The organism is Paenibacillus sp. FA6 (assembly GCF_051550225.1).
In the GTDB taxonomy this organism is placed as follows: domain Bacteria; phylum Bacillota; class Bacilli; order Paenibacillales; family Paenibacillaceae; genus Paenibacillus_AQ.
Window position 1 is genome coordinate 4,362,548 of sequence record NZ_CP188820.1, and the last position, 19,214, is coordinate 4,381,761.

General features: G+C 38.6%; 15 protein-coding genes. 6 read left to right on the forward strand and 9 right to left on the reverse strand.

Going from position 1 to position 19,214, the window contains the following annotated elements; all coding sequences use genetic code 11:
* Window positions 1-392: 392 nt before the first annotated feature.
* Genes deoB through deoD form a run of 4 tightly spaced genes read left to right on the forward strand, consistent with a single transcriptional unit; the run spans window position 393 to window position 4,506 of the window.
* Window positions 393-1,574: a phosphopentomutase gene (gene deoB, locus ACP8HI_RS20025; protein WP_438351914.1), complete on the forward strand. Its 1,182-nt coding sequence runs from the start codon at window positions 393-395 to the stop codon at window positions 1,572-1,574.
* Between the two features lie 11 nt (window positions 1,575-1,585).
* Entirely contained in the window at window positions 1,586-2,323 is a 738-nt protein-coding gene (locus tag ACP8HI_RS20030) for a GntR family transcriptional regulator (protein WP_438347929.1), read from the forward strand.
* Window positions 2,324-2,378: 55 nt separating this feature from the next.
* Window positions 2,379-3,752, forward strand: a complete 1,374-nt coding sequence (locus ACP8HI_RS20035) for a purine-cytosine permease family protein (protein WP_438347930.1) — start codon at window positions 2,379-2,381, stop codon at window positions 3,750-3,752.
* 43 nt (window positions 3,753-3,795) lie between these two features.
* Window positions 3,796-4,506, forward strand: coding sequence for a purine-nucleoside phosphorylase (deoD, locus tag ACP8HI_RS20040; protein ID WP_438347931.1), 711 nt, complete (start codon window positions 3,796-3,798; stop codon window positions 4,504-4,506).
* Between the two features lie 317 nt (window positions 4,507-4,823).
* On the opposite strand, the gene ACP8HI_RS20045 is transcribed toward deoD, so the two are convergent.
* The 5 genes from ACP8HI_RS20045 to ACP8HI_RS20065 form a co-directional block, all read right to left on the reverse strand.
* Window positions 4,824-5,657, reverse strand: a complete 834-nt coding sequence (locus ACP8HI_RS20045; RefSeq protein ID WP_438347932.1) for an alpha/beta fold hydrolase — start codon at window positions 5,655-5,657, stop codon at window positions 4,824-4,826.
* A 167-nt stretch (window positions 5,658-5,824) separates the two neighbouring features.
* Window positions 5,825-6,886, reverse strand: a complete 1,062-nt coding sequence (locus ACP8HI_RS20050; protein ID WP_438347933.1) for an alkene reductase — start codon at window positions 6,884-6,886, stop codon at window positions 5,825-5,827.
* Window positions 6,887-6,898: 12 nt separating this feature from the next.
* Entirely contained in the window at window positions 6,899-7,405 is a 507-nt protein-coding gene (locus ACP8HI_RS20055; RefSeq protein ID WP_438347934.1) for a cyclophilin-like fold protein, read from the reverse strand.
* Window positions 7,406-7,975: a sugar O-acetyltransferase gene (locus ACP8HI_RS20060; RefSeq protein WP_438347935.1), complete on the reverse strand. Its 570-nt coding sequence runs from the start codon at window positions 7,973-7,975 to the stop codon at window positions 7,406-7,408.
* 35 nt (window positions 7,976-8,010) lie between these two features.
* Window positions 8,011-8,745 (reverse strand): SDR family oxidoreductase, encoded by a 735-nt coding sequence (locus ACP8HI_RS20065; RefSeq protein ID WP_438347936.1) that lies wholly within the window; start codon window positions 8,743-8,745, stop codon window positions 8,011-8,013.
* A gap of 129 nt (window positions 8,746-8,874) precedes the next feature.
* Between ACP8HI_RS20065 and ACP8HI_RS20070 the strand changes: the two genes are divergently transcribed.
* Complete coding sequence (locus ACP8HI_RS20070; protein WP_438347937.1) at window positions 8,875-9,762, forward strand: LysR family transcriptional regulator; 888 nt, start codon at window positions 8,875-8,877, stop codon at window positions 9,760-9,762.
* Between the two features lie 25 nt (window positions 9,763-9,787).
* Window positions 9,788-12,880: an ATP-binding protein gene (locus ACP8HI_RS20075; RefSeq protein ID WP_438347938.1), complete on the forward strand. Its 3,093-nt coding sequence runs from the start codon at window positions 9,788-9,790 to the stop codon at window positions 12,878-12,880.
* An 80-nt stretch (window positions 12,881-12,960) separates the two neighbouring features.
* Here ACP8HI_RS20075 and ACP8HI_RS20080 read toward each other — a convergent pair whose 3' ends face one another.
* The 4 genes from ACP8HI_RS20080 to ACP8HI_RS20095 all read right to left on the reverse strand — a co-directional run bounded on the left by ACP8HI_RS20080 (window position 12,961) and on the right by ACP8HI_RS20095 (window position 19,207).
* Complete coding sequence (locus ACP8HI_RS20080; protein ID WP_438347939.1) at window positions 12,961-14,556, reverse strand: response regulator; 1,596 nt, start codon at window positions 14,554-14,556, stop codon at window positions 12,961-12,963.
* The gene (locus ACP8HI_RS20085; protein WP_438347940.1) at window positions 14,528-16,459 is read right to left on the reverse strand and encodes a sensor histidine kinase; all 1,932 of its coding nucleotides are present in this window, start codon (window positions 16,457-16,459) and stop codon (window positions 14,528-14,530) included. The genes ACP8HI_RS20080 and ACP8HI_RS20085 overlap by 29 nt, the downstream gene beginning before the upstream one ends.
* A gap of 78 nt (window positions 16,460-16,537) precedes the next feature.
* Window positions 16,538-18,223, reverse strand: coding sequence for an extracellular solute-binding protein (locus ACP8HI_RS20090; protein WP_438347941.1), 1,686 nt, complete (start codon window positions 18,221-18,223; stop codon window positions 16,538-16,540).
* Window positions 18,224-18,316: 93 nt separating this feature from the next.
* Window positions 18,317-19,207 carry a carbohydrate ABC transporter permease gene (locus ACP8HI_RS20095; RefSeq protein ID WP_438347942.1) on the reverse strand — a complete coding sequence of 297 codons (891 nt, stop codon included), beginning with the start codon at window positions 19,205-19,207 and terminating at the stop codon, window positions 18,317-18,319.
* Window positions 19,208-19,214 lie beyond the last annotated feature (7 nt).

Genomic DNA, 19,214 nt, shown 5'->3' on the forward strand with positions numbered 1-19,214 from the left:
CTAATAATACGATGATGACTACTTAAAGATAAACGGCTCTGCCGTCCTTCGCTTATGCGAAGAAGGACCGTTTGTCCAAAAATATAAGAGATAAAAGTAACGAAAACTTATACTTTCTTATATTTCAAGTAGAAACGGCTTCGCCGTCCTTTTTAAGGAGATTATGCTTTCGATGCTAGCGATACTTCGTATCGCTTTAAAGCACCCGTTTCAGCGGAAATATAAGGATTAGAGTATCAAGTGAAACTTATACTTTCTTATATTTTAAAAAGACACCTTATATTAAACGAAATGGAGCCGAAATAGCCGGAGTAGCTATCGTTTTATTCTCGCTTTTAGTTGATCGTAATTTGGAAATTAACACAAAGCACGAAGTAAAAGGAGAAAGAAGTATCATGAAGACATTCAAGCGTATACATTTAATTGTTATGGATTCAGTAGGTATTGGTGAAGCAAAAGATGCAGCTCAATTTAATGATGTTGGCTCACATACATTACAACATATTGCCGAATACATGAATGGTTTAAACCTACCCAACCTAGCAAAATTAGGTCTATCGAATATTGAAGAAATACTAGGAGTACCTGTGTCAGATAACCCACTTGCCTATTACACAAAATTACAAGAAAAATCATTGGGTAAAGATACGATGACTGGTCACTGGGAAATTATGGGCTTAAACATTAATAAACCATTTAATGTGTTTCCAAATGGATTTCCTGATCCATTAATTAAACAAATTGAGGAAATAACAGGGCGTAAAGTAGTAGCTAATAAACCTGCAAGCGGAACCGGCATTATTGATGAATATGGGGAGCATCAAATGAACACAGGGGATTTGATTGTCTATACATCAGCGGATCCTGTTCTGCAAATTGCAGCTCATGAAGAAATCATCCCATTAGAAGAATTATATGATATTTGTCAAAAAGTTCGAGATATCACAAAAGACCCTACCTATTTAATTGGTCGCATTATTGCGAGACCGTATATTGGTACGCCCGGGAACTTTACCAGAACGGCAAATCGTCATGACTATGCCTTAAAACCTTTTGGGAAAACAGTTATGAATAGTCTACAGGATGGCGGATATGATGTCATTTCCATTGGAAAAATTAATGATATCTTTGATGGTGAAGGAGTTACAGAATCCATTCGTACAAAAAGCAATATGGATGGTATGGACAAATTACTAGAAGTCATCAAAAAGGATTTTACAGGTTTAAGTTTCTTAAATTTAGTCGATTTTGATGCCTTATACGGACATCGTCGTGATCCAGAAGGTTATGGTAAAGCGTTGGAGGAATTTGATAAACGTTTAGATGAAGTGTTGGATTCAATCCAGGAAGATGATTTATTAATTATTACGGCTGATCATGGCAATGATCCAACCTTTCCTGGTACAGACCATACACGTGAATTTATTCCCGTATTGGCTTATTCGAAACAATTAAAGGGCTCTGGCAAATTACCTGAAAATGATACATTTGCTGATATTGGTGCAACCATAGCAGATAATTTCGCTGTTCAAATGCCTGAAAACGGTGATTCTTTCTTAAAACTACTAAAATAAAAGGTGACTGAATGAATAAAAGTATATCAAATAAATTGAAAAGACCACTTTATGTAAATGTATATGATGAGCTTCTTCTTCAATTTACAAAAGGAAAATATCCCGTAGGCAGTAGGCTTCCTTCAGAACCAGATTTAGCAAGGGAACTAGGCATTAGTCGTTCAACTTTAAGACAAGCTATGGCACTTTTGCAAGATGATGGAATAGTAAGAAATGTACACGGAAAAGGAAACTTTTTGATTGATTCCTTTTTTAAACAACAAGAAGTTGTTCAATTGGAAAAATTAAGTAACCCGATTCATAAATACCATATAAGTACATTTGATCAAATAGAGATAAATTACGGACTGGAATCAGGAACTGAATATACGAAACAAGTATTAAATGGAGATTCATCTGAAGTAGTCGCTTTAGAACGTTTGTATAGAAAAGGAAATGATTTAGTTGCCTATGCTTTTACTTTTATGTCCATGCAAACGGTGGAAAGTTCATCCTTGGATTTAGATAATAAAGAACAAGTACTGGATTTTCTAGAGAACGAAGTGTATGTAAATGCGAATCATGGAGAAATTGAAATAAAATATACACATACCGTTAATTTATCCACTCAAAAAGAAAAGTTAATTGGTCAAAATGAGTGTTTTTTACTATTGGAAAGTATTTATGGCAATGCAGATTATCCACTAATGCACAATAAATTCTATATACCCCAACAGTTTTCAAAAATAAAATTAAATATTTATAAATAGCTAATAAAAGACACACAATAGATTCCATTAAATTTGAGAAAGAGGTCGAAGGGATATGAGTCAACAACATCCTGATTTGATTCCAGAAAATGAAAGAGTTGGACAACCTAAGCAATTGTTTTGGATATGGTTTTCATTGAATATCGGTATAATGGGATTGGTTTACGGAGGGATTATTGTTAGTTATGGTCTCAACTTCGTTCAATCAGTCATAGCTGCATTCTTAGGGGCGGCATCGTTTGCACTGATCGGATATCTTAGTTTACCAGGAAAGCTAGGAAATGCACCGACATTTGTGTTATCCCGAGCACCTTTCGGATCAAAAGGAAACTTGATTCCAGCTGTACTGGCATGGATCTGTTTAATTGGTTGGCTGAGTATCGGTAATGTTCCTACTGGTATTTTCTCCATTAATGCCATTGTTACTGCACTTGGATTTGAAGTAACAACCATGGTACAAATAATCGGGTTAATCGGTCTTATGCTTGCGATTATGGCATTATCTCTTGTAAACCAAGAAACACTTGTAAAAGTTCAAACCATATTTACCTATATTTTTGGCGCACTAACAGTAGTTGTATTGGTTATTTTAGTTCCACAAACAGACTGGTCAGCACTTGTGGATATGCCAAATGGAGACTGGATTGGAGGCGTATTGCCTGCTATTTCCATCATTATTGCTGGTTCTGCACTTAGCTGGGCAATGGTTGCGAGTGATTACTCTAGTTACCAAAGTCCTCAATCTTCGAATAAATCGATTTTCTTGACAACAACGTTCGCATCAGCTGTACCACTATTTGTCATCATGTTCTTGGGTATTTTAATGAATGCAACGAATCCTGAACTAGTAAGTTCAGCGGATCCAATCGCGGCATTAGCTTTACAACTGCCTAAATGGATGGTTATTCCATACTTTATTACAGCACTGGGCGGAATCATTCCACCGGCAGTTATTTCACTTCGGTCCGGACGCAATGCTTTAGAAGCTACAAATATAAAAGTTTCAGAACGAACATCGATTATTTTCCATGGTGCAATCATGGTATTGCTTCCGTGTTATGTGTTATTCATAAATGGTGACTTCTTAGGTTCTTTCCAAATGTTCTTAGGGGTTGTGGGTATTGGCTTGGCCGCTTGGACAGCTGTATTCATAGCAGATTACGTTATCCTTCGCAAAAAGCAAGGGTATGATCCTGATATCATTTCGGGTGATAAAAATATTTCTGTGAATAAGGGGAATGTAGCTATATGGTTTGTGAGTGTGATTACCGGGCTTCTTTTTACAACAAATGGAGTCTTCCCTGCCCCGTTTGCGAAAGGAATTTTCGAAGGTAACAGCCTAGGAGTATTACTAACATTTGCAGTTGGTTTAGTTTTAAGCTGGATTTATTCATCAGTCCAATTGAAGAAGCAAACAGACAATCAGTAGAAAACCAATGTAACATATCAATTATTTGGAGGTAGGAGTTATTATGAGTATCCATTTAAATGCAAAAGAAGGTCAAATATCTGAAAAAGTATTGATGCCAGGAGATCCACTTCGCGCTAAAAATATTGCTGATAATTTTTTAGAGAATGTTGAGTGTCATAATACAGTTCGCGGAATGTATGGTTATACTGGGACATATAAAGGGCAGAAGATTTCTATTCAATCTTCTGGTATGGGTGCTCCTTCCATGAGTATTTATGCCACCGAACTCATTAAAGATTATGGTGTGAAAAATATTATTCGCATTGGTACAATCGGAGCTATGAAGCGCGAAGTGAAAATCCGTGACATTATCATGGCAATGGCAGCTACAAATGATTCCAAAATGCAAAACATCATTTTCCCGCAAATAAATTATGCACCAAACGCAAGCTTTACTCTTCTTGAAAGAGCATATCGTTTATCTAAACAGAGTGACGATTTGACAGTTCATGTAGGTAATGTCTACACTGGCGATTCATTCTATGAAGACGACGATTCCATGATCCATAAGCTGGCTGATTACGGTGTGTTAGGTGTAGATATGGAGACATCAGCTCTTTATATACTTGGAGCTAAATACAACATCGACGTTTTAAGTGTTATGACAGTGAGTGACCATGTTATTACTGGTGAAGAAACAACAGCAGAAGAACGCCAAACAACGTTTAATGACATGATTACTGTAGCGTTAGAGACTCTTATTAATGAATAGTTGTCAGCGATAGAAAAAAGCCTTACTTATATTTAAAATGTACCCTATAAAGTAGCCACTTTAAAAGCCTACTTTATAGGGTACTTGAATTGTCAAAACGAATGAAACTCCCCGAAGCAATCTGCGGAGTATCTTAGCAAGTGAATGATGTGCATAAGGTACTTTATAAAAACAAGATACTGTAACGAAATGCTGAATCCTTTAACACGATTAGTTAAGCATGAAAAAGTAACTGTTGACTGACAATAAAGCTGTTTACAAACTAATAAAATGGTTCACACCACTTAAAGAAGAGGGGAAGCAACATTAATCAATATTTATTCTGGTTGCGAACAACGGTGAAGCCAGTCGGATACGAAGGCATTAAATAATTTTGGCTTTTCTATTTGCAGATTATGTCCCGCTCCATTTATAACAGCAAATGTAGAATTCTGATAGTTCGAACTAATCGATAATGCATCATGGTACCCTACAACATCATCTTGTTGACCAAGTAAAAACACTGTGGGTTTATTAAAAATTGGCTCAGAAAACCAACTTGAGAATGAATAGTTACGTCTAATTTTAGTCAGAAATAATTCATCAGCTATTTTAATACCACTTATTATTTCATCCTGCCACCGACCAAATGTTTCTTTGGTTAAAATAACACAATTGTCCTCGAAATCTTGCAGTACAACATCTGATAAAGTAGCTAAAAAGGTCTCATCTTTTTCTATAATCGACTTATTTGCTAGCCTTCTTTTACTATGGTCTGGCAGAATTAATGGACAAATTAAAAATACTCCTAAAATCTGAGTCTTTAATTTTGTAATGATTCCACGCGTAAGATAACCACCGTAAGATTCTCCTGCAATTAAAAATGATTCACCCTTAAGTTGATTAGATATAAATTCCAATATTGTATTTAAGATATCATCTGTACTTTTAAGATCATGATAATGTTTAGTTTCTCCCATCCCTGGTAAATCAATATATATTCGTTTAAATGCCAACTTACTCTTTTTGAAAAAAGGTTCCATACATCCTTTCATTAAATTCATATCGGGGGAAAATCCATGAATCATTAAAATAGGTACTCCTTCACCATAAACTTCATAATGAAGATCAACACTTTTTAATTTTGCATACATTAACATTCCTTCTTTCATTTAATTGTCTCTTGGACTTGCTACAAGTTCCTTTATGGTACATATTACGATGCAGAAACGATACACAATGTTTCTCTTGCAACTTTGCATGGGGAGTTTGTGACAATAATTACAACAGAACAGCCCTTCTTATTGTAAAGGGGCTGTAATATTGGGGAGGAATTTGTTTACTTAGTTAAAAATGGATAGTCTGTATAACCTTCAGCACCGCCACCGTAAAACGTACTACGTTCTGCTTCATTCAGTGGTGCATTATTCTTTATTCTATCTACAAAATCTGGATTCGCAAGCGCCCATCCTCCTACAGGAACTACATCTGCTAAATCATTATCGAGATCTGTTGTAAGTTGTTCCAGTGGACGTCCAGCCCGGTTTACGAGTAATGGATTTGACCATAACTGACGAATCTCTTTTAACAATGGCTCATTCCCAACGTGCATAACATGAAGATAAGCTAAATCTAACTTTTCTAATTCAGCAACAAGGAAGCGATATACATCAGGGCCAAATTCCCCCTCTTCAATGTCATGTAATGTCGAGCCAGGAGATATTCTAAATCCCGTTTTGTCTGCACCAATCTCATCAACAACGGCTTTCGTTACTTCAATGGCAAAACGAGCTCGATTTTCAATCGCACCGCCATACTCATCATCTCGTTGATTTGAATTTTCACTTAGAAATTGTTGAATCAAATAACCATTCGCACCGTGTATTTCAACACCATCAGCTCCTGCTTCTATTGCGGCAGAAGCAGCTGTACGGAATTCTTTGATGACTTCATTGATCTCCTCTTTGCTGAATGCCCTAGGAGTTGGAGCCTCTTTCATCCCTTCAGCGGTAAACATCTTCACTTCAGGCGCAATAGCCGATGGTGCGACAGGTTGACGGTGATGAGGCGTATTATCCGGATGTGAGATACGTCCAACATGCATGAGTTGTATATAAATGTGACCGCCTTCCTCGTGAACACGACTAGTGATCTTTTTCCATCCTTCAATATGTGCTTCTGTATAGATTCCAGGTGAGTTAATATACCCTTGACCATCATCTGATGGCTGTACCCCCTCACTAATAATCAAACCTAAACTTGCGCGTTGTCCATAGTATTCCGCAGCTAATTCTCCAGGCACGCCATCAGCTAAAGCTCGGCTTCTTGTCATTGGCGCCATTGCTAAACGATGCGATAATGTCATATTTCCAACTTTTAGTTCCTTCCACAATTTACTCATTGTACATTCTCCTCAATTTTTATTTTGTAAGCCACTTACTGTTGCTTTTGATACCAAGACTAGTCCTTCCATGTCTGTAAGGTTGTCTAACCCTTCGACAATTTCGCCTAACTTAATAATCCCAGTAGAGTATCGGAAATCCTTATAATAAAGTACTAGTCCATCCCATGGAGCATAGTAGGCAAAATCTCCGAGATTCGGATCATATCCAAAATCACCTTTTGGCTTAGGTAAGGGCTCTAATAAGTCTGTTACTTTTTCGGTATGTGCATAATCTTTGAATTCAAATTCTAAAGGGAGACTATCATAAAAAGCTTTGGCGGAATTATTGTTTTCAAGAAATATCAAAATCTCTTTGTCAGCAAATTCTAATCGTATTTTCTTCCCTAAATCCTCAGAAAGTATTTGTGATTCCTCCTCCATATTAGATGACAATTCTCTTTGACCAAAAGGAAGTATGAAAAAGAATAAGGAGGATAAAATTCCCAAAGTAATTAAAGCAGTTCCTATATTCTTCATTCATGATATCTTCTTCATAAATTTAGCCGGGACGCCTGCAACAACAGTATTTGCTGGGACATCCTTAGTTACAACTGCTCCTGCTGCAACAACAGAGTTGTCCCCAATCGTCACACCAGGTAATATTGTTGCGTTTGACCCAATCCATACATTCTTTCCAATTACTACTGGAGAGGGAAATGTTGTGTTTCTTGTCTCTAAATCTAATCCATGATTAAGTGTTGCAATCACGACATTCATGCCTATCATTGAACCGTCTCCTATACTAATTCCACCCCTATCCTGGAATGAACACCCTGTGTTAAAAAATGCATTTTTTCCAATGGTAATATTCATTCCGAAGTCTGTATGAAATGGTGGGAAACACATAAAAGAAGCATCGACTTTGTTACCTGTTAGTTCACTAAAAATATCTACTATTTCTTCTCTGGAATGATGGGACGAATTCAATGTCGTTGTTATTCTCAGGGCTTCATAACTACGTTGGGTTAATAGCCCATGTAATTCTTTATCCTCACCTGAAATCGGATTACCTTCCTTGCAAAACTCTATAAATTCATTCATGTTCATTTTATAAAACCCCCTATCTTCTTTTGACCACTAATTTACATTACTTGTTTTGTTGGGCGAATAATCATATCACTAACTGATACTCTTTCAGGTGTATTAATTACATAAGCAACTGCTTGAGCGATATCTTCCGCAGATAGTCCCCACTCTTTTTGTGCTTCATGGAGTTCAAGCGAAACCTTTTTATCACTAATTGTTTTATATAGTTCAGTTTGAACCGCCCCTGGTGATATAATTGTTGATTTGATATTATTTTCTCGTTGTTCTTGTCTTAATCCTTCCATAATTGCTCTTACTGCATACTTTGTACCACAATAAACGGCAGAATCTGGGTAGACAACATGACCAGCTACTGAATCAGTCGAGATAATATGACCCGATTTCTGTTCAACCATTTTAGGAAGTACAGCTGCGATTCCATTTAGAACCCCCATTACATTAATGTCTAGCATTTCTTTCCATTCATCACGTTTTGTCTCAACTAGCGGTGCTGTAGGCATGATTCCAGCATTATTAAAGAGAACATCCACTTTACCATATTCAGAAATAGCCAAATCAACGACTTGTTGTACATCATCATAATTTGATACATCAGCCCTTTTATAAACAATTTGTGCATTAGGAAGAGATGCTGTAATATCTTTTAATTTATCCTCTCTACGAGCTGCCAGTACTAAATTAGCCCCTTCTTTAGCCAAAAGTCTTGCAGTAGCTTCACCGATGCCACTAGATGCACCCATAATAATAATCACTTTATCTTTAATCGCCATTTATAAAAACCACCTTTACATATTTTTTATTTTCTATATAAATTATAAAATGATATGATCAAGCAAACAAATACCTATACCAAATACGTTCATATGCCTATTGAGCATGTGTGAGATAAGGATGTTATCATGGAAATACGAGTTTTACGTTATTTTATTGCTTTAGCCAATGAACGCAATATTTCAAAAGCGGCTGAATCGCTGCATTTAACACAACCAACTCTTTCTCGCCAGCTCAAAGAATTGGAAGACCGATTAGAAACGACTTTATTTATTCGTGGTAATCGTGAAATTATACTCACAGAATCAGGTTACTTTTTACTTCAAAAAGCGAAAGAAATTATTGATTTAGTTGATCGAACTGAACACAATTTAAGTGAATCCTCTGGAGATATTCAAGGTCAAATTGCAATTGGTTGTGGTGAGACTGAAGGCATGCGCATTATTGCGAAAACATTTAATAATCTGCAATCAAAGTATCCCAATATTATCTTTCATCTCTACAGTGGTAATGCAGATGATGTTTCTGAACGATTAGAAAACGGCTTACTCGACTTTGGATTATTAATCGATCCTGCCGATAAAAATCAATATGATTTCATTAAACTCCCCTATCAAGATCGTTGGGGGATTCTAATGCGACGCGATAGCCCACTTGCGCATAAAGATGTCATATACCCAAGTGACATAGTCGATCAGCCACTTCTAGTTTCTCGTCAAAGTATTGTTGATAATCAACTTTCTGGTTGGCTTGGCCGAAGTATTAATCAGAATCCAATTGTTGCAACCTATAATCTTATTTTTAATGCTGCAATTATGGTTGAAGAAGGATTGGGTTATGCTTTATGTTTAGATCAACTTATTGATACATCATCTAATCAAACGCTTCAATTTGTACCATTAGACCCACCATTGGAAGCAAATTTAAATCTTGTTTGGAAGAAAAGCCAAGCATTATCGCCTGCAAGTCGAGCGTTCTTAAAGGAATTACGACACAATTTAATTAGATATCCTTAACATAGAGAGATGGTGAAGGAGTATTATGTCGACTGATAGAAAGACATCATATATATGGAAAGTACTTGCGATTGCAATTCTATTTGTCATCGTTCTTACGGGCTTGCGTTTATTGTGGATAACGGCATTTGACGATTCAGATCAACCTGAAATTGTTGCTGGACAACTTGATTTACGGGACTGGGATTTTTCGGAAAATCCTTCCATTACGTTAGATGGCGAATGGGAGTTCCATCCTTATACATGGCTTGTAGAGGGTGATCACCTAACGGAGACGAACCGGAAATTCCTTAACGTTCCGGGAAATTGGGGGCCAGTATTGAATCCCGACGACCATAGTCCGTATGGTTTTGGCTCTTATCGATTACGCATTCTTGTCAATCCCGAAAACGATTTGATTTACGGCATTCGAATTCCAAGTGTTCGAAGTGCGTCAGAATTATATATTAATGGACAATTGCTCGCAAAGTCGGGGGAAGTGGGAAAAAGTGAGCAAGCGTATACAGCGTGGAATATCCCGTATTCCGCATCTTTTGTAACGAATGACAGCCAAATAATTGAAGTTGTTGTACAAGTATCAAACTTTTCAGATCCACGTTCGAGTGGCATTGCTCGCTCCTTTAAGTTTGGTGCAGAACGCGACCTTGCCCGAAAAACGCAGCTTTCTGTGGCATTGCAACTCTTAGTAGCTAGCGTCTTTTTAGTACATGCAGTCTTTTCATGTATTTTGTTTTTGGTAGGAATTAGGGACAAACGATTACTTTACTTTGCTGTCGTGCTCATTAGTGCGATGCTCATGACCCTGTTAGGAAGTGATGAAAAAGTCTTACTGGACTGGTTCCCAACAAATTATATTATGGCCCTTAGAAATCTTTGTTTTGTAATGGTCATCATGTCCTATGCGCTTATTCAATGTGTGAAGCCTCAATTAGTCGCATTTTCGCGCAAGTTTTTTCTATCATACTCTGCACTTTGCGGTGTGATTGTATTATTGACTATTATTTTGCCGATGGGCTATCTGATGGTGATTCCTAGGTTTTATCTTTTGTTTGTTATCATTTCGGCAATGATCACCGTATTCGCACTGCTGCGCATGCCTTTTAAAAAGGTATATGAAAATGTATTTTTAGTTTTAGCAATCATAGCATTACTAAGTAATTCTGTATGGTGGGGCATTTTTCTTGCAACAGGTATAAAAGTAATTTATTATCCCTTTGACTTGATTATATCTATTGTTTGTTTAGCAGCCGTATGGTTTAGACGTTATCACCAAATGCATCTAGATACGAAGGAATTTGCGATGAAACTACAACAGGCAGATAAATTTAAAGATGAGTTTCTTGCCAACACCTCTCATGAACTTCGTAATCCGCTTCACGGCATATTGAATATGTCACAAGCTGTGCTTGAGAGAGAACGGCAGACATTGAATGCTAAAAGTCTAAGCGATTTGGAAACTGTTTTATCCGTTGGGCGGCGCATGTCACTCTTGTTAAATGATTTACTCGATGTAACAAGTCTAAAGGAAGGCAGTCCTAAACTACAATTGAAGACCTTTTCCATTCAAACCGTTATCTCTGGTGTAATAGACATGCTTTATTTTATGACGGAAGGAATACCCATCCGATTTGACAACGATATTCCAGATGACTACCCACCTGTATTTGCTGATAAAAACCGGGTGATTCAAGTCCTATTCAATCTCCTACATAATGCGGCGAAATACACAAATGAAGGTGTCATTACAATCGAGGGATATGTGAAGGGGAACAATGCTCATATCGTTATTACAGATACAGGAATCGGCATGGACGAGGAGACGAGTCAAAATGTGTTCATCCCTTATGAACAAGGACGACACGGCGAATCAATGATTGAAGGTGGGCTTGGGTTAGGGCTCAGTATTAGTAAACAATTAATTGAACTGCATGGAGGAACCATACAAGTTCATTCGATTTTAGGAACGGGTTCAGAATTCACTTTTACTTTACCGATATCTGATGCACCCATCGACAATGAGATGAGCGCACCCGATGATCTTGTGAAATTGGCAACAGCTAAGTCTTTAATCCAACTTGAAGCCCAGCATGAACTTGTTGTCGATCAACCAAGAATACTCGTTGTAGACGATGATCCGATTAATTTACAAGTCATTAACAGCATTCTTTCATCAGATCATTATGACATTGTTACAGTAACGAGTGGTGAAAAGGCATTGGCGACATTGCATGAAAAAGAATGGGATTTAGTGATTTCAGATGTCATGATGCCACAAATGTCAGGATATGAACTAACTCAGATGATTCGTCAGCGATTTTCGATAACAGAACTTCCGGTACTCCTGCTCACAGCTAGAAGTCAGCCAGCCGATATTGAGAATGGATTTCTATCAGGTGCCAATGATTATGTAACAAAGCCTGTGAATGCTTTAGAACTAAGGTCGAGAGTCCGTGCATTGGCGAGCGTTAAACAATCTATGCATGAGCGATTACGCATGGAAGCGGCTTGGCTCCAAGCACAAATCCAGCCGCATTTCTTATTTAACGCATTGAATACAGTGATTGCTCTCAGTGAAATCGATCTAGAAAGAATGCGCAAGGTCTTGGATGCCTTTAGTCTTTTGTTACGGGGGAAATTTCAATTTGACAATATCAATGAGCTTGCCCCCATCGACGAAGAATTAAGTCTTGTTCAAGCCTATCTTTTGATCGAGAAAGAACGATTTGGTGATCGTCTGCGTGTGATATGGGAGATAGATGAATGCCCAGATCTGATGATTCCATCATTAACAATTCAGCCATTAGTCGAAAATGCTATACATCATGGCCTTATGAAGCGTATAACAGGTGGTCAATTGACGATCCGAATTTCTGACCATGATACATATGTGGAAATCTCGGTTGCAGACGATGGCATCGGAATAGATGAAGCTGCATTACAAGGGCTATTAGAAAGAACGCCTAACAGTCAATCGGGAATCGGATTGTTGAATACAGATCTTCGTCTAAAACGACTATTTGGCAAAGGTCTTCAAATCACAAGCGCACCTAATCGTGGTACTACGGTATCTTTTAATGTTTACAAAGATCTAAGAGATGACAATATGGTGTATGAATAAAATTAAATGGCATATACACGACAACAAAGCCGAGATGGCATATACATCTCGGCTTTGTTGCAAATATAAGTTTCACGAACTTAATTATTAACATCCTTTAATCGTTCATCCGCTTGGACTTTGATTCGATACTCCTGGGGCGTTACTCCCTCTAGTTCTTTAAACACACGGGAGAATTGCTTGCTATTCTCAAAGCCTACTGATTCGCCTATGACAGATAGCTTCACTGCACTTTTCAACAGCAGTTCCTTGGCTTTCCTAATCCGTACCTTTTTCAAATATAGAACAAAATTCTCACCGGTGTGAGCTTTAAAAGCCTCACTGAAATAGGAGTAACTTAGAGACACATGATTGCTTACGCTTGCCATGTTCAACGGACGAGAATAGAACTCTTCTATAAAAGCGACCGCCTCTTTCATATCACCATTCTCCGTATAAGCTGATCGAACCTGCGTAACATAATCATTTACACTGATAAGTAGGTGTTCCAACTTACGATAATAATCATGAAAGCTGTGGAAGTTGGACATATTGCCCACCTTCTTGTATAGCTTAAGCACTTCTATGGAAGATTCTCCGTATACAAGAAACACCTCATCCAACACCTGCTCATTCATCAGTCTACTGACCCGTTCCAAATACGAAATATTCATATATTGTAAATGTTCCGTCTGAAATATAGAAGCTAACAGAACCAACATTTCTTTCTCACGGTCTGTACCTAACATGTTAGCTAATTTACGGATATCTTCATGGGGTAGTGGAAAGGAACTGCGCTTCCCCTCTATCGTCTCGTATTCAATGAAATAAGATTGAGGATATATAAAGGTATACTGCAATGCCTGAAGAGCTTCCTCATATAACGTTCTGATATCCATTAAGTGATGACCCTCTGTACTGCTAATACCCATGCGCAAACCATGCCATCCTTTGGCTTCCGCCTGTTTCGACAGCTCATGAAATAGGCTCTTCGGACTCCCAATCAACACTGACTTTCCTTCAGAATCCGAAGTTACAACTTCGAGTTCCCCCTCTAATGATCCAGACAGTCGCTCCACTAAATTGTGTATTTCACCTGGTGCCATCCTAGATCCATCTTCATATTGAAAGTTTACAACAGCTACTGTAAATGGTGTTCTGAAATTGGGGAATTGAATTTCACCACTATATTTCTCTAGACTGTCCTCCGATAAGCTGCCCGAGTGAACCAATAATTGCTGAATTCGACTGGAACGGATCCCCTTTTGGAATAACTGACCTTCCTTGACCCGTTGCTGATTGATCATTTCCTGCTCTATTAATTCCTTCTCAATTCGTTTCAGTAAATCAAATAATTCCTCGCGACGAATCGGCTTCAGCAAGTAATCCTTCACCTTATATTTAATCGCGGTCTTCGCATATTCGAAATCATCATAACCACTTAATATGATAATGACGGGTCCGTTACCTCCTGCCTCCTTAGATAACTCCTCTAAAAGACGGATGCCATCCATCACAGGCATACGTATATCGGTGATGATAATATCAACAGCTGTACTACGATAAGTATCCAATGCACTCTGGCCATTGCCCGCCATAACAATATCGTACGTATCTGGATACTCTCGTTCAATCATCGTCTTCAACCCATATCGAATATTCTTCTCGTCATCTACGATCAGCAGAGTGCGTTTCATTGGTACTTCCTCCTGTCAATAATACTCTGGGTAATGTAATCAGTACCTTCGTATACATACCTTCTACACTTGATATCTCCAATCCATATTCCATACCATAGAACAATTGAATCCTCTGATGGACGTTATGCAACCCAATCCCTACTACGGCCTTTACATCGCCCTGCTTGCCTCTTGCTGATGCATGCTGAGTATTAAAATTAAATTGCTCCTCTTGGATTCTTGTATTTAATTCTAAGAGCTGATCGCTTCCCATGCCATCCCCATTGTCCGTAATGGAGATACAAATATTATCCTCCACCGTCTCAACTACGATATCTATTCTTTTGTCAGCAGCTTCTCCACCCGTATCATACCAACCATGCTTAACAGAATTCTCCACGATCGGCTGGAGAGACATCTTCAACACTTCTAGTTCTATATATTGGGGTGCAATGTCCATCATTAATGAAATGGGCTCGTCAAAACGGATATTCATAACATCAATGTAATTCTCAATATGTCTAATCTCATCCTTTAATTTGACATACTCACCTGACCATTTGAAATTATAACGCATCATCCCACCGAGTGACGTTAACGCATCGGATATCGTACGCTGGTTCTCTATTTCTGCAAGCATTTTAATATTCTCTAACGTATTATAGAGGAAGTGGGAATCAATCTGATTGTGCAGCGTTCGTAGCTCTGCCTCTTTGGTCAGCGCCTGCTTACGAACAGCTACGGCAACAAGTTCATTGATCTTGTGCATCAATTTATTGAAATGGTGAGCCAATTCACCAATCTCCCCACCCCCACGAATCATAACCCCTGTGTAAAGTTCACCTCGACGAGCTTTCTTCATCGCTTCCGTGAGTCTCACTAAATCTTTCAGAATAATAGTGTTTAATACATACGCTATTACCGTGAATAACACAACAAATAAAATATTTGTTCCTATCGTTTTGTTACGGATCACAGATATATCTCTCAGAACTTCCTCCATAGAGACAACATTCAGCAAGTTAGCACCTAAACGCTCAATAGGAACTTGAATGAACAAGAACGATTTCCCATTCTCAACATACTGCGTATCCCATACTTCACCTTGTCGAAGAGAGTTAAAACGATCATGAATAGCCTGATTCATCATCTTATTGTCCTCGAGGAGAGAATGATCCTGGCTTGTAAACATTTGCATATCGCCGTCAATTAGAAACAGTTGTGATTGATCTTCCTGCATTTCTGAGAATGTTCTAGGTGAGAATTTAGCTAGCAACATATCCACTTGAATAATACCTGAGTGTACACCTTTAGGTATATTAATCTCTCGAAGTAAAGAAATTTTGGGTTTCTTCTCTGCTATGACATCAACATCTCTCTTCGTGAAATCCAAATCATCGTCTTGGAAATACCAAATCTGTTGATCCCCTAGCCCAAATGTCTGTGTATACCATTGTTCTTGCCGAATCCTGTCCTCGCGGAAAATAATAGGCCAAATTTCGTGCACATTCTTACTAGCCGAGTACAAACGCAGGTGTTCAATATTGGGGTTGTTAAACTGGATTCGTACTAAATTACGAAATGTAGTCGTATTAAAATCAACAAGTTCCTCTAACGATGCCTCACTCTCGCTCGACAAATAATTTTTAACAGCTATATCTGACACCGCAAGTTGACCCGACAACTCCATCGACTCAATCTGATTCAGAATATGTAACTTCTCCATTTCAAGCAAATTACCGTTCTTACTAATGGTATCTTTAATATACGTTTCATTAATCGCATTAAAGGAAGAGACAGACACAATGAGACTGGGCACCAAAATAATAAGAATATAAGCCGATATGAGTCGACTCTGTAACGATCTACGATCCCACCAATATAACCATGATTGTAGATACTTCTGTGCCCACTTCATCATCTCCAACACTCCCCATTCTCGTTGAAACAGCCCCGACCCCATAGTTTCATGGATATCGGGGCTCTAATGCTTATAGGTTTATTTAAGGAATTCTTGTAGTTTACTCAAGTTCTCTTCATACTTCGCTTGTTGGAATGCCGTCACTTTATCCAAACCATCTTTCTTACGCTTTTCTTGATACTCATTCCAGAGCTTATCGAACTCGGCTTCCGATGGTGCCATGAGAAGCTTAGGTAGCGTCTTACCAAACAACTGTCCAAGCTTCAAATTAATGATACCCTCTGGAGAATTCCCTGTCGGATTTAGTAGTTCGAACTCAGATGCACTCACCGTCTTCCCTCTTGTCCAATCTTGGATAGATTTGAACGGTTCTACTGCTTTTGGTGCCCATTGATCTGTGATGTTCGTATTCATTAGCATCCAGAACGTGAAGGATGACCCATTCTCTTTATCAAAAGCAGACCGATCTTTATTTAGTAATGCTAATTGTTCAGGTAAGAACTGATCAACACCATCAATTGTATCATAACTGAAGCCTTTTTCACCTAGGAATAAGTCCTTATTTCCTTCTTCACTGTTCAAGTAACTTAGGAAACGAATAGCACGTGCTTTGTCTTTCACATTTTTAGAAATCAAGGTTACTGTCCAACCGGAAATACCAGGGCCGTCCAGCGTAGGTGCATCTAGGTTAGAGTTAGCTGGCCCATCAACAGCGATATAGACCGAATTCGGATCGGTATTATAGAGCGTATTTAATTGAGCCTCCATATCTTTCCATTGATAGATCATTGCAAAATAACGACCCTGTGCAAGTTTCTCTTCCATCTGAGAACGCTTATCTATGAAGATATCTTTCGCCAACAATCCATCTTGGTTGGCCTGACGCATTGTTTTCAACCAACTCACATATTCAGGATCCGTAGAGCGATCATAAAGCTTACCGTCCTTCGCTTTCGGGATAGATAGCAAGTTCTGAATATAATGTTCTAGAGAAGCGTTACCGGTATCTCCGAATTCATGCAATCCTAGCGGAATCAATGGTTGCCCATTGACCGAAGGGTATTTCTCCTTAGCCAATTGTAACGCTTTCAAGAATCCTTCTTGAGTACGCATATCCGGACTGCCAATCGCTTCGTACATATCTTTACGTACGAGGAACGTTTGGTTAGAGATATAGGTATCTCCGTATTGAGCATAATCTTTCGGAGAAGACGATGCGTTTGGATATGCATACACATTACCATCAGGCTTTGTATACCATGATAACTTAGCTGCATCGGATGCCGTAAAGAAGTATGGATCATATTCATCAGCTAGTTCATTAAGTGGAAGTACCAATCCACCGTCAATCATCTTTTGAATGGAATCTTCTCCATTACCTAATGTAATGAAATCAGGAAGATCGCCAGACGCGATGAGTGTATTCAACTTCTCATTCTCATTACCTGCAGGGATGACAAAGTTAATATCCACACCTGTCTTTTTCGTGATATATTGTGACGTCGGATCTACGCCCCATTTATTTGCAAACCAAGAAAAATTCAGATACCAATCAAATGTAATCGGAGAAGTATCTTGTTGCCAACCTGGTGTGTCTGCTGTCAATTGTTGCACAGCTGGCGTTTCTTCTCCCTTGTTGTTGGCAGCTTTGTTACCGTTGTTGCTGCTGACGTTGCTATTCCCTGAAGAACAAGCCGCTGTAGACACGACCACAACCAATGCTACCAGCGATAATAAGCTACGCTTCCAATACTTGATTTTCATTGTCTTACCCCTTTTCGTTAATAGTATCTCACTGTGTATATTACAACTCTTACCGCCCGAAGGCGGTAAAAGGAACTACCTAGAAGTGATGGACTAACCTTTGATTGAACCAATCATCATCCCTTTTACAAAGTACTTCTGTAAGAAAGGATATACGAACACAATCGGTAGCGTTGTAACGACCATAGTCGCCAATTTGATCGATTGGGATGTTACTGTTTTGGTTCCAGCACTTCCCTGCACCGCAGACATCATTTGACTAGAACTTGATTGCGCAACGACTCGGTACAAATACGTCTGAATAGGTTGCAGATCCATATTGTTGATATAAATCATGCCCGTGAAGTAATCATTCCACTGAAATACACCATGGAATAAGGCAATCGTCGCAAGAACAGGCATAGATACGGGGAGGACTACTCTCAAGAAGATAGACCAGTCGTTCGCTCCATCCATTCTAGCGGCTTCCTCCAACCCTTCGGGAATTTCCCGAAAGAACGTCATGAAGATGATAAGATCGAAGAAACTGAATAAGACAGGAATAATATATACAAGGAAATTATCCAGTAATTGGAGATCTCTTATCCATAAGAATGTCGGGATCAATCCACCCCCAAAGAATAGGGTCACAGTACCGATCAGAATATATACTTTACCTCCGATGAGTCCTCTTCGCGAGAATGCATATGCAACCATCGCTGTAAAGAATACATGCGCTACTGTTCCAATCGCTGTCTTAGCTACCGTAACACCCATCGCGGTCATAATACCCGGACTGTCAAACACGGCCTGAAAGTTCTCAAAACTAAACATTCTTGGCCACCAATAAATACCACCGCGCATAGCATCTGTACCATTGTTAAAGGCGTTGACCAAGACATACCATATGGGGTATAAGGTGATGAAACAGATAAGGAGCATACCGATCGTGTTGATTAGATCGAAAAGGGCCTCACCTTTCGTTCTGCGTTGAAGAGTAAACATATGTGTA

Bases quoted from the DNA above. Each gene is read 5' to 3' on its own strand.
- ACP8HI_RS20090 (WP_438347941.1), bottom strand. From the start codon at position 18,223: ATGAAAATCAAGTATTGGAAGCGTAGCTTATTATCGCTGGTAGCATTG.
- ACP8HI_RS20095 (WP_438347942.1), bottom strand. From the start codon at position 19,207: ATGTTTACTCTTCAACGCAGAACGAAAGGTGAGGCCCTTTTCGATCTA.
- ACP8HI_RS20060 (WP_438347935.1), bottom strand. From the start codon at position 7,975: ATGAACATGAATGAATTTATAGAGTTTTGCAAGGAAGGTAATCCGATT.
- ACP8HI_RS20065 (WP_438347936.1), bottom strand. From the start codon at position 8,745: ATGGCGATTAAAGATAAAGTGATTATTATTATGGGTGCATCTAGTGGC.
- deoD (WP_438347931.1), top strand. From the start codon at position 3,796: ATGAGTATCCATTTAAATGCAAAAGAAGGTCAAATATCTGAAAAAGTA.
- ACP8HI_RS20070 (WP_438347937.1), top strand. From the start codon at position 8,875: ATGGAAATACGAGTTTTACGTTATTTTATTGCTTTAGCCAATGAACGC.
- ACP8HI_RS20035 (WP_438347930.1), top strand. From the start codon at position 2,379: ATGAGTCAACAACATCCTGATTTGATTCCAGAAAATGAAAGAGTTGGA.
- ACP8HI_RS20085 (WP_438347940.1), bottom strand. From the start codon at position 16,459: ATGATGAAGTGGGCACAGAAGTATCTACAATCATGGTTATATTGGTGG.
- ACP8HI_RS20045 (WP_438347932.1), bottom strand. From the start codon at position 5,657: ATGAAAGAAGGAATGTTAATGTATGCAAAATTAAAAAGTGTTGATCTT.
- ACP8HI_RS20050 (WP_438347933.1), bottom strand. From the start codon at position 6,886: ATGAGTAAATTGTGGAAGGAACTAAAAGTTGGAAATATGACATTATCG.
- ACP8HI_RS20075 (WP_438347938.1), top strand. From the start codon at position 9,788: ATGTCGACTGATAGAAAGACATCATATATATGGAAAGTACTTGCGATT.
- ACP8HI_RS20030 (WP_438347929.1), top strand. From the start codon at position 1,586: ATGAATAAAAGTATATCAAATAAATTGAAAAGACCACTTTATGTAAAT.
- ACP8HI_RS20080 (WP_438347939.1), bottom strand. From the start codon at position 14,556: ATGAAACGCACTCTGCTGATCGTAGATGACGAGAAGAATATTCGATAT.
- ACP8HI_RS20055 (WP_438347934.1), bottom strand. From the start codon at position 7,405: ATGAAGAATATAGGAACTGCTTTAATTACTTTGGGAATTTTATCCTCC.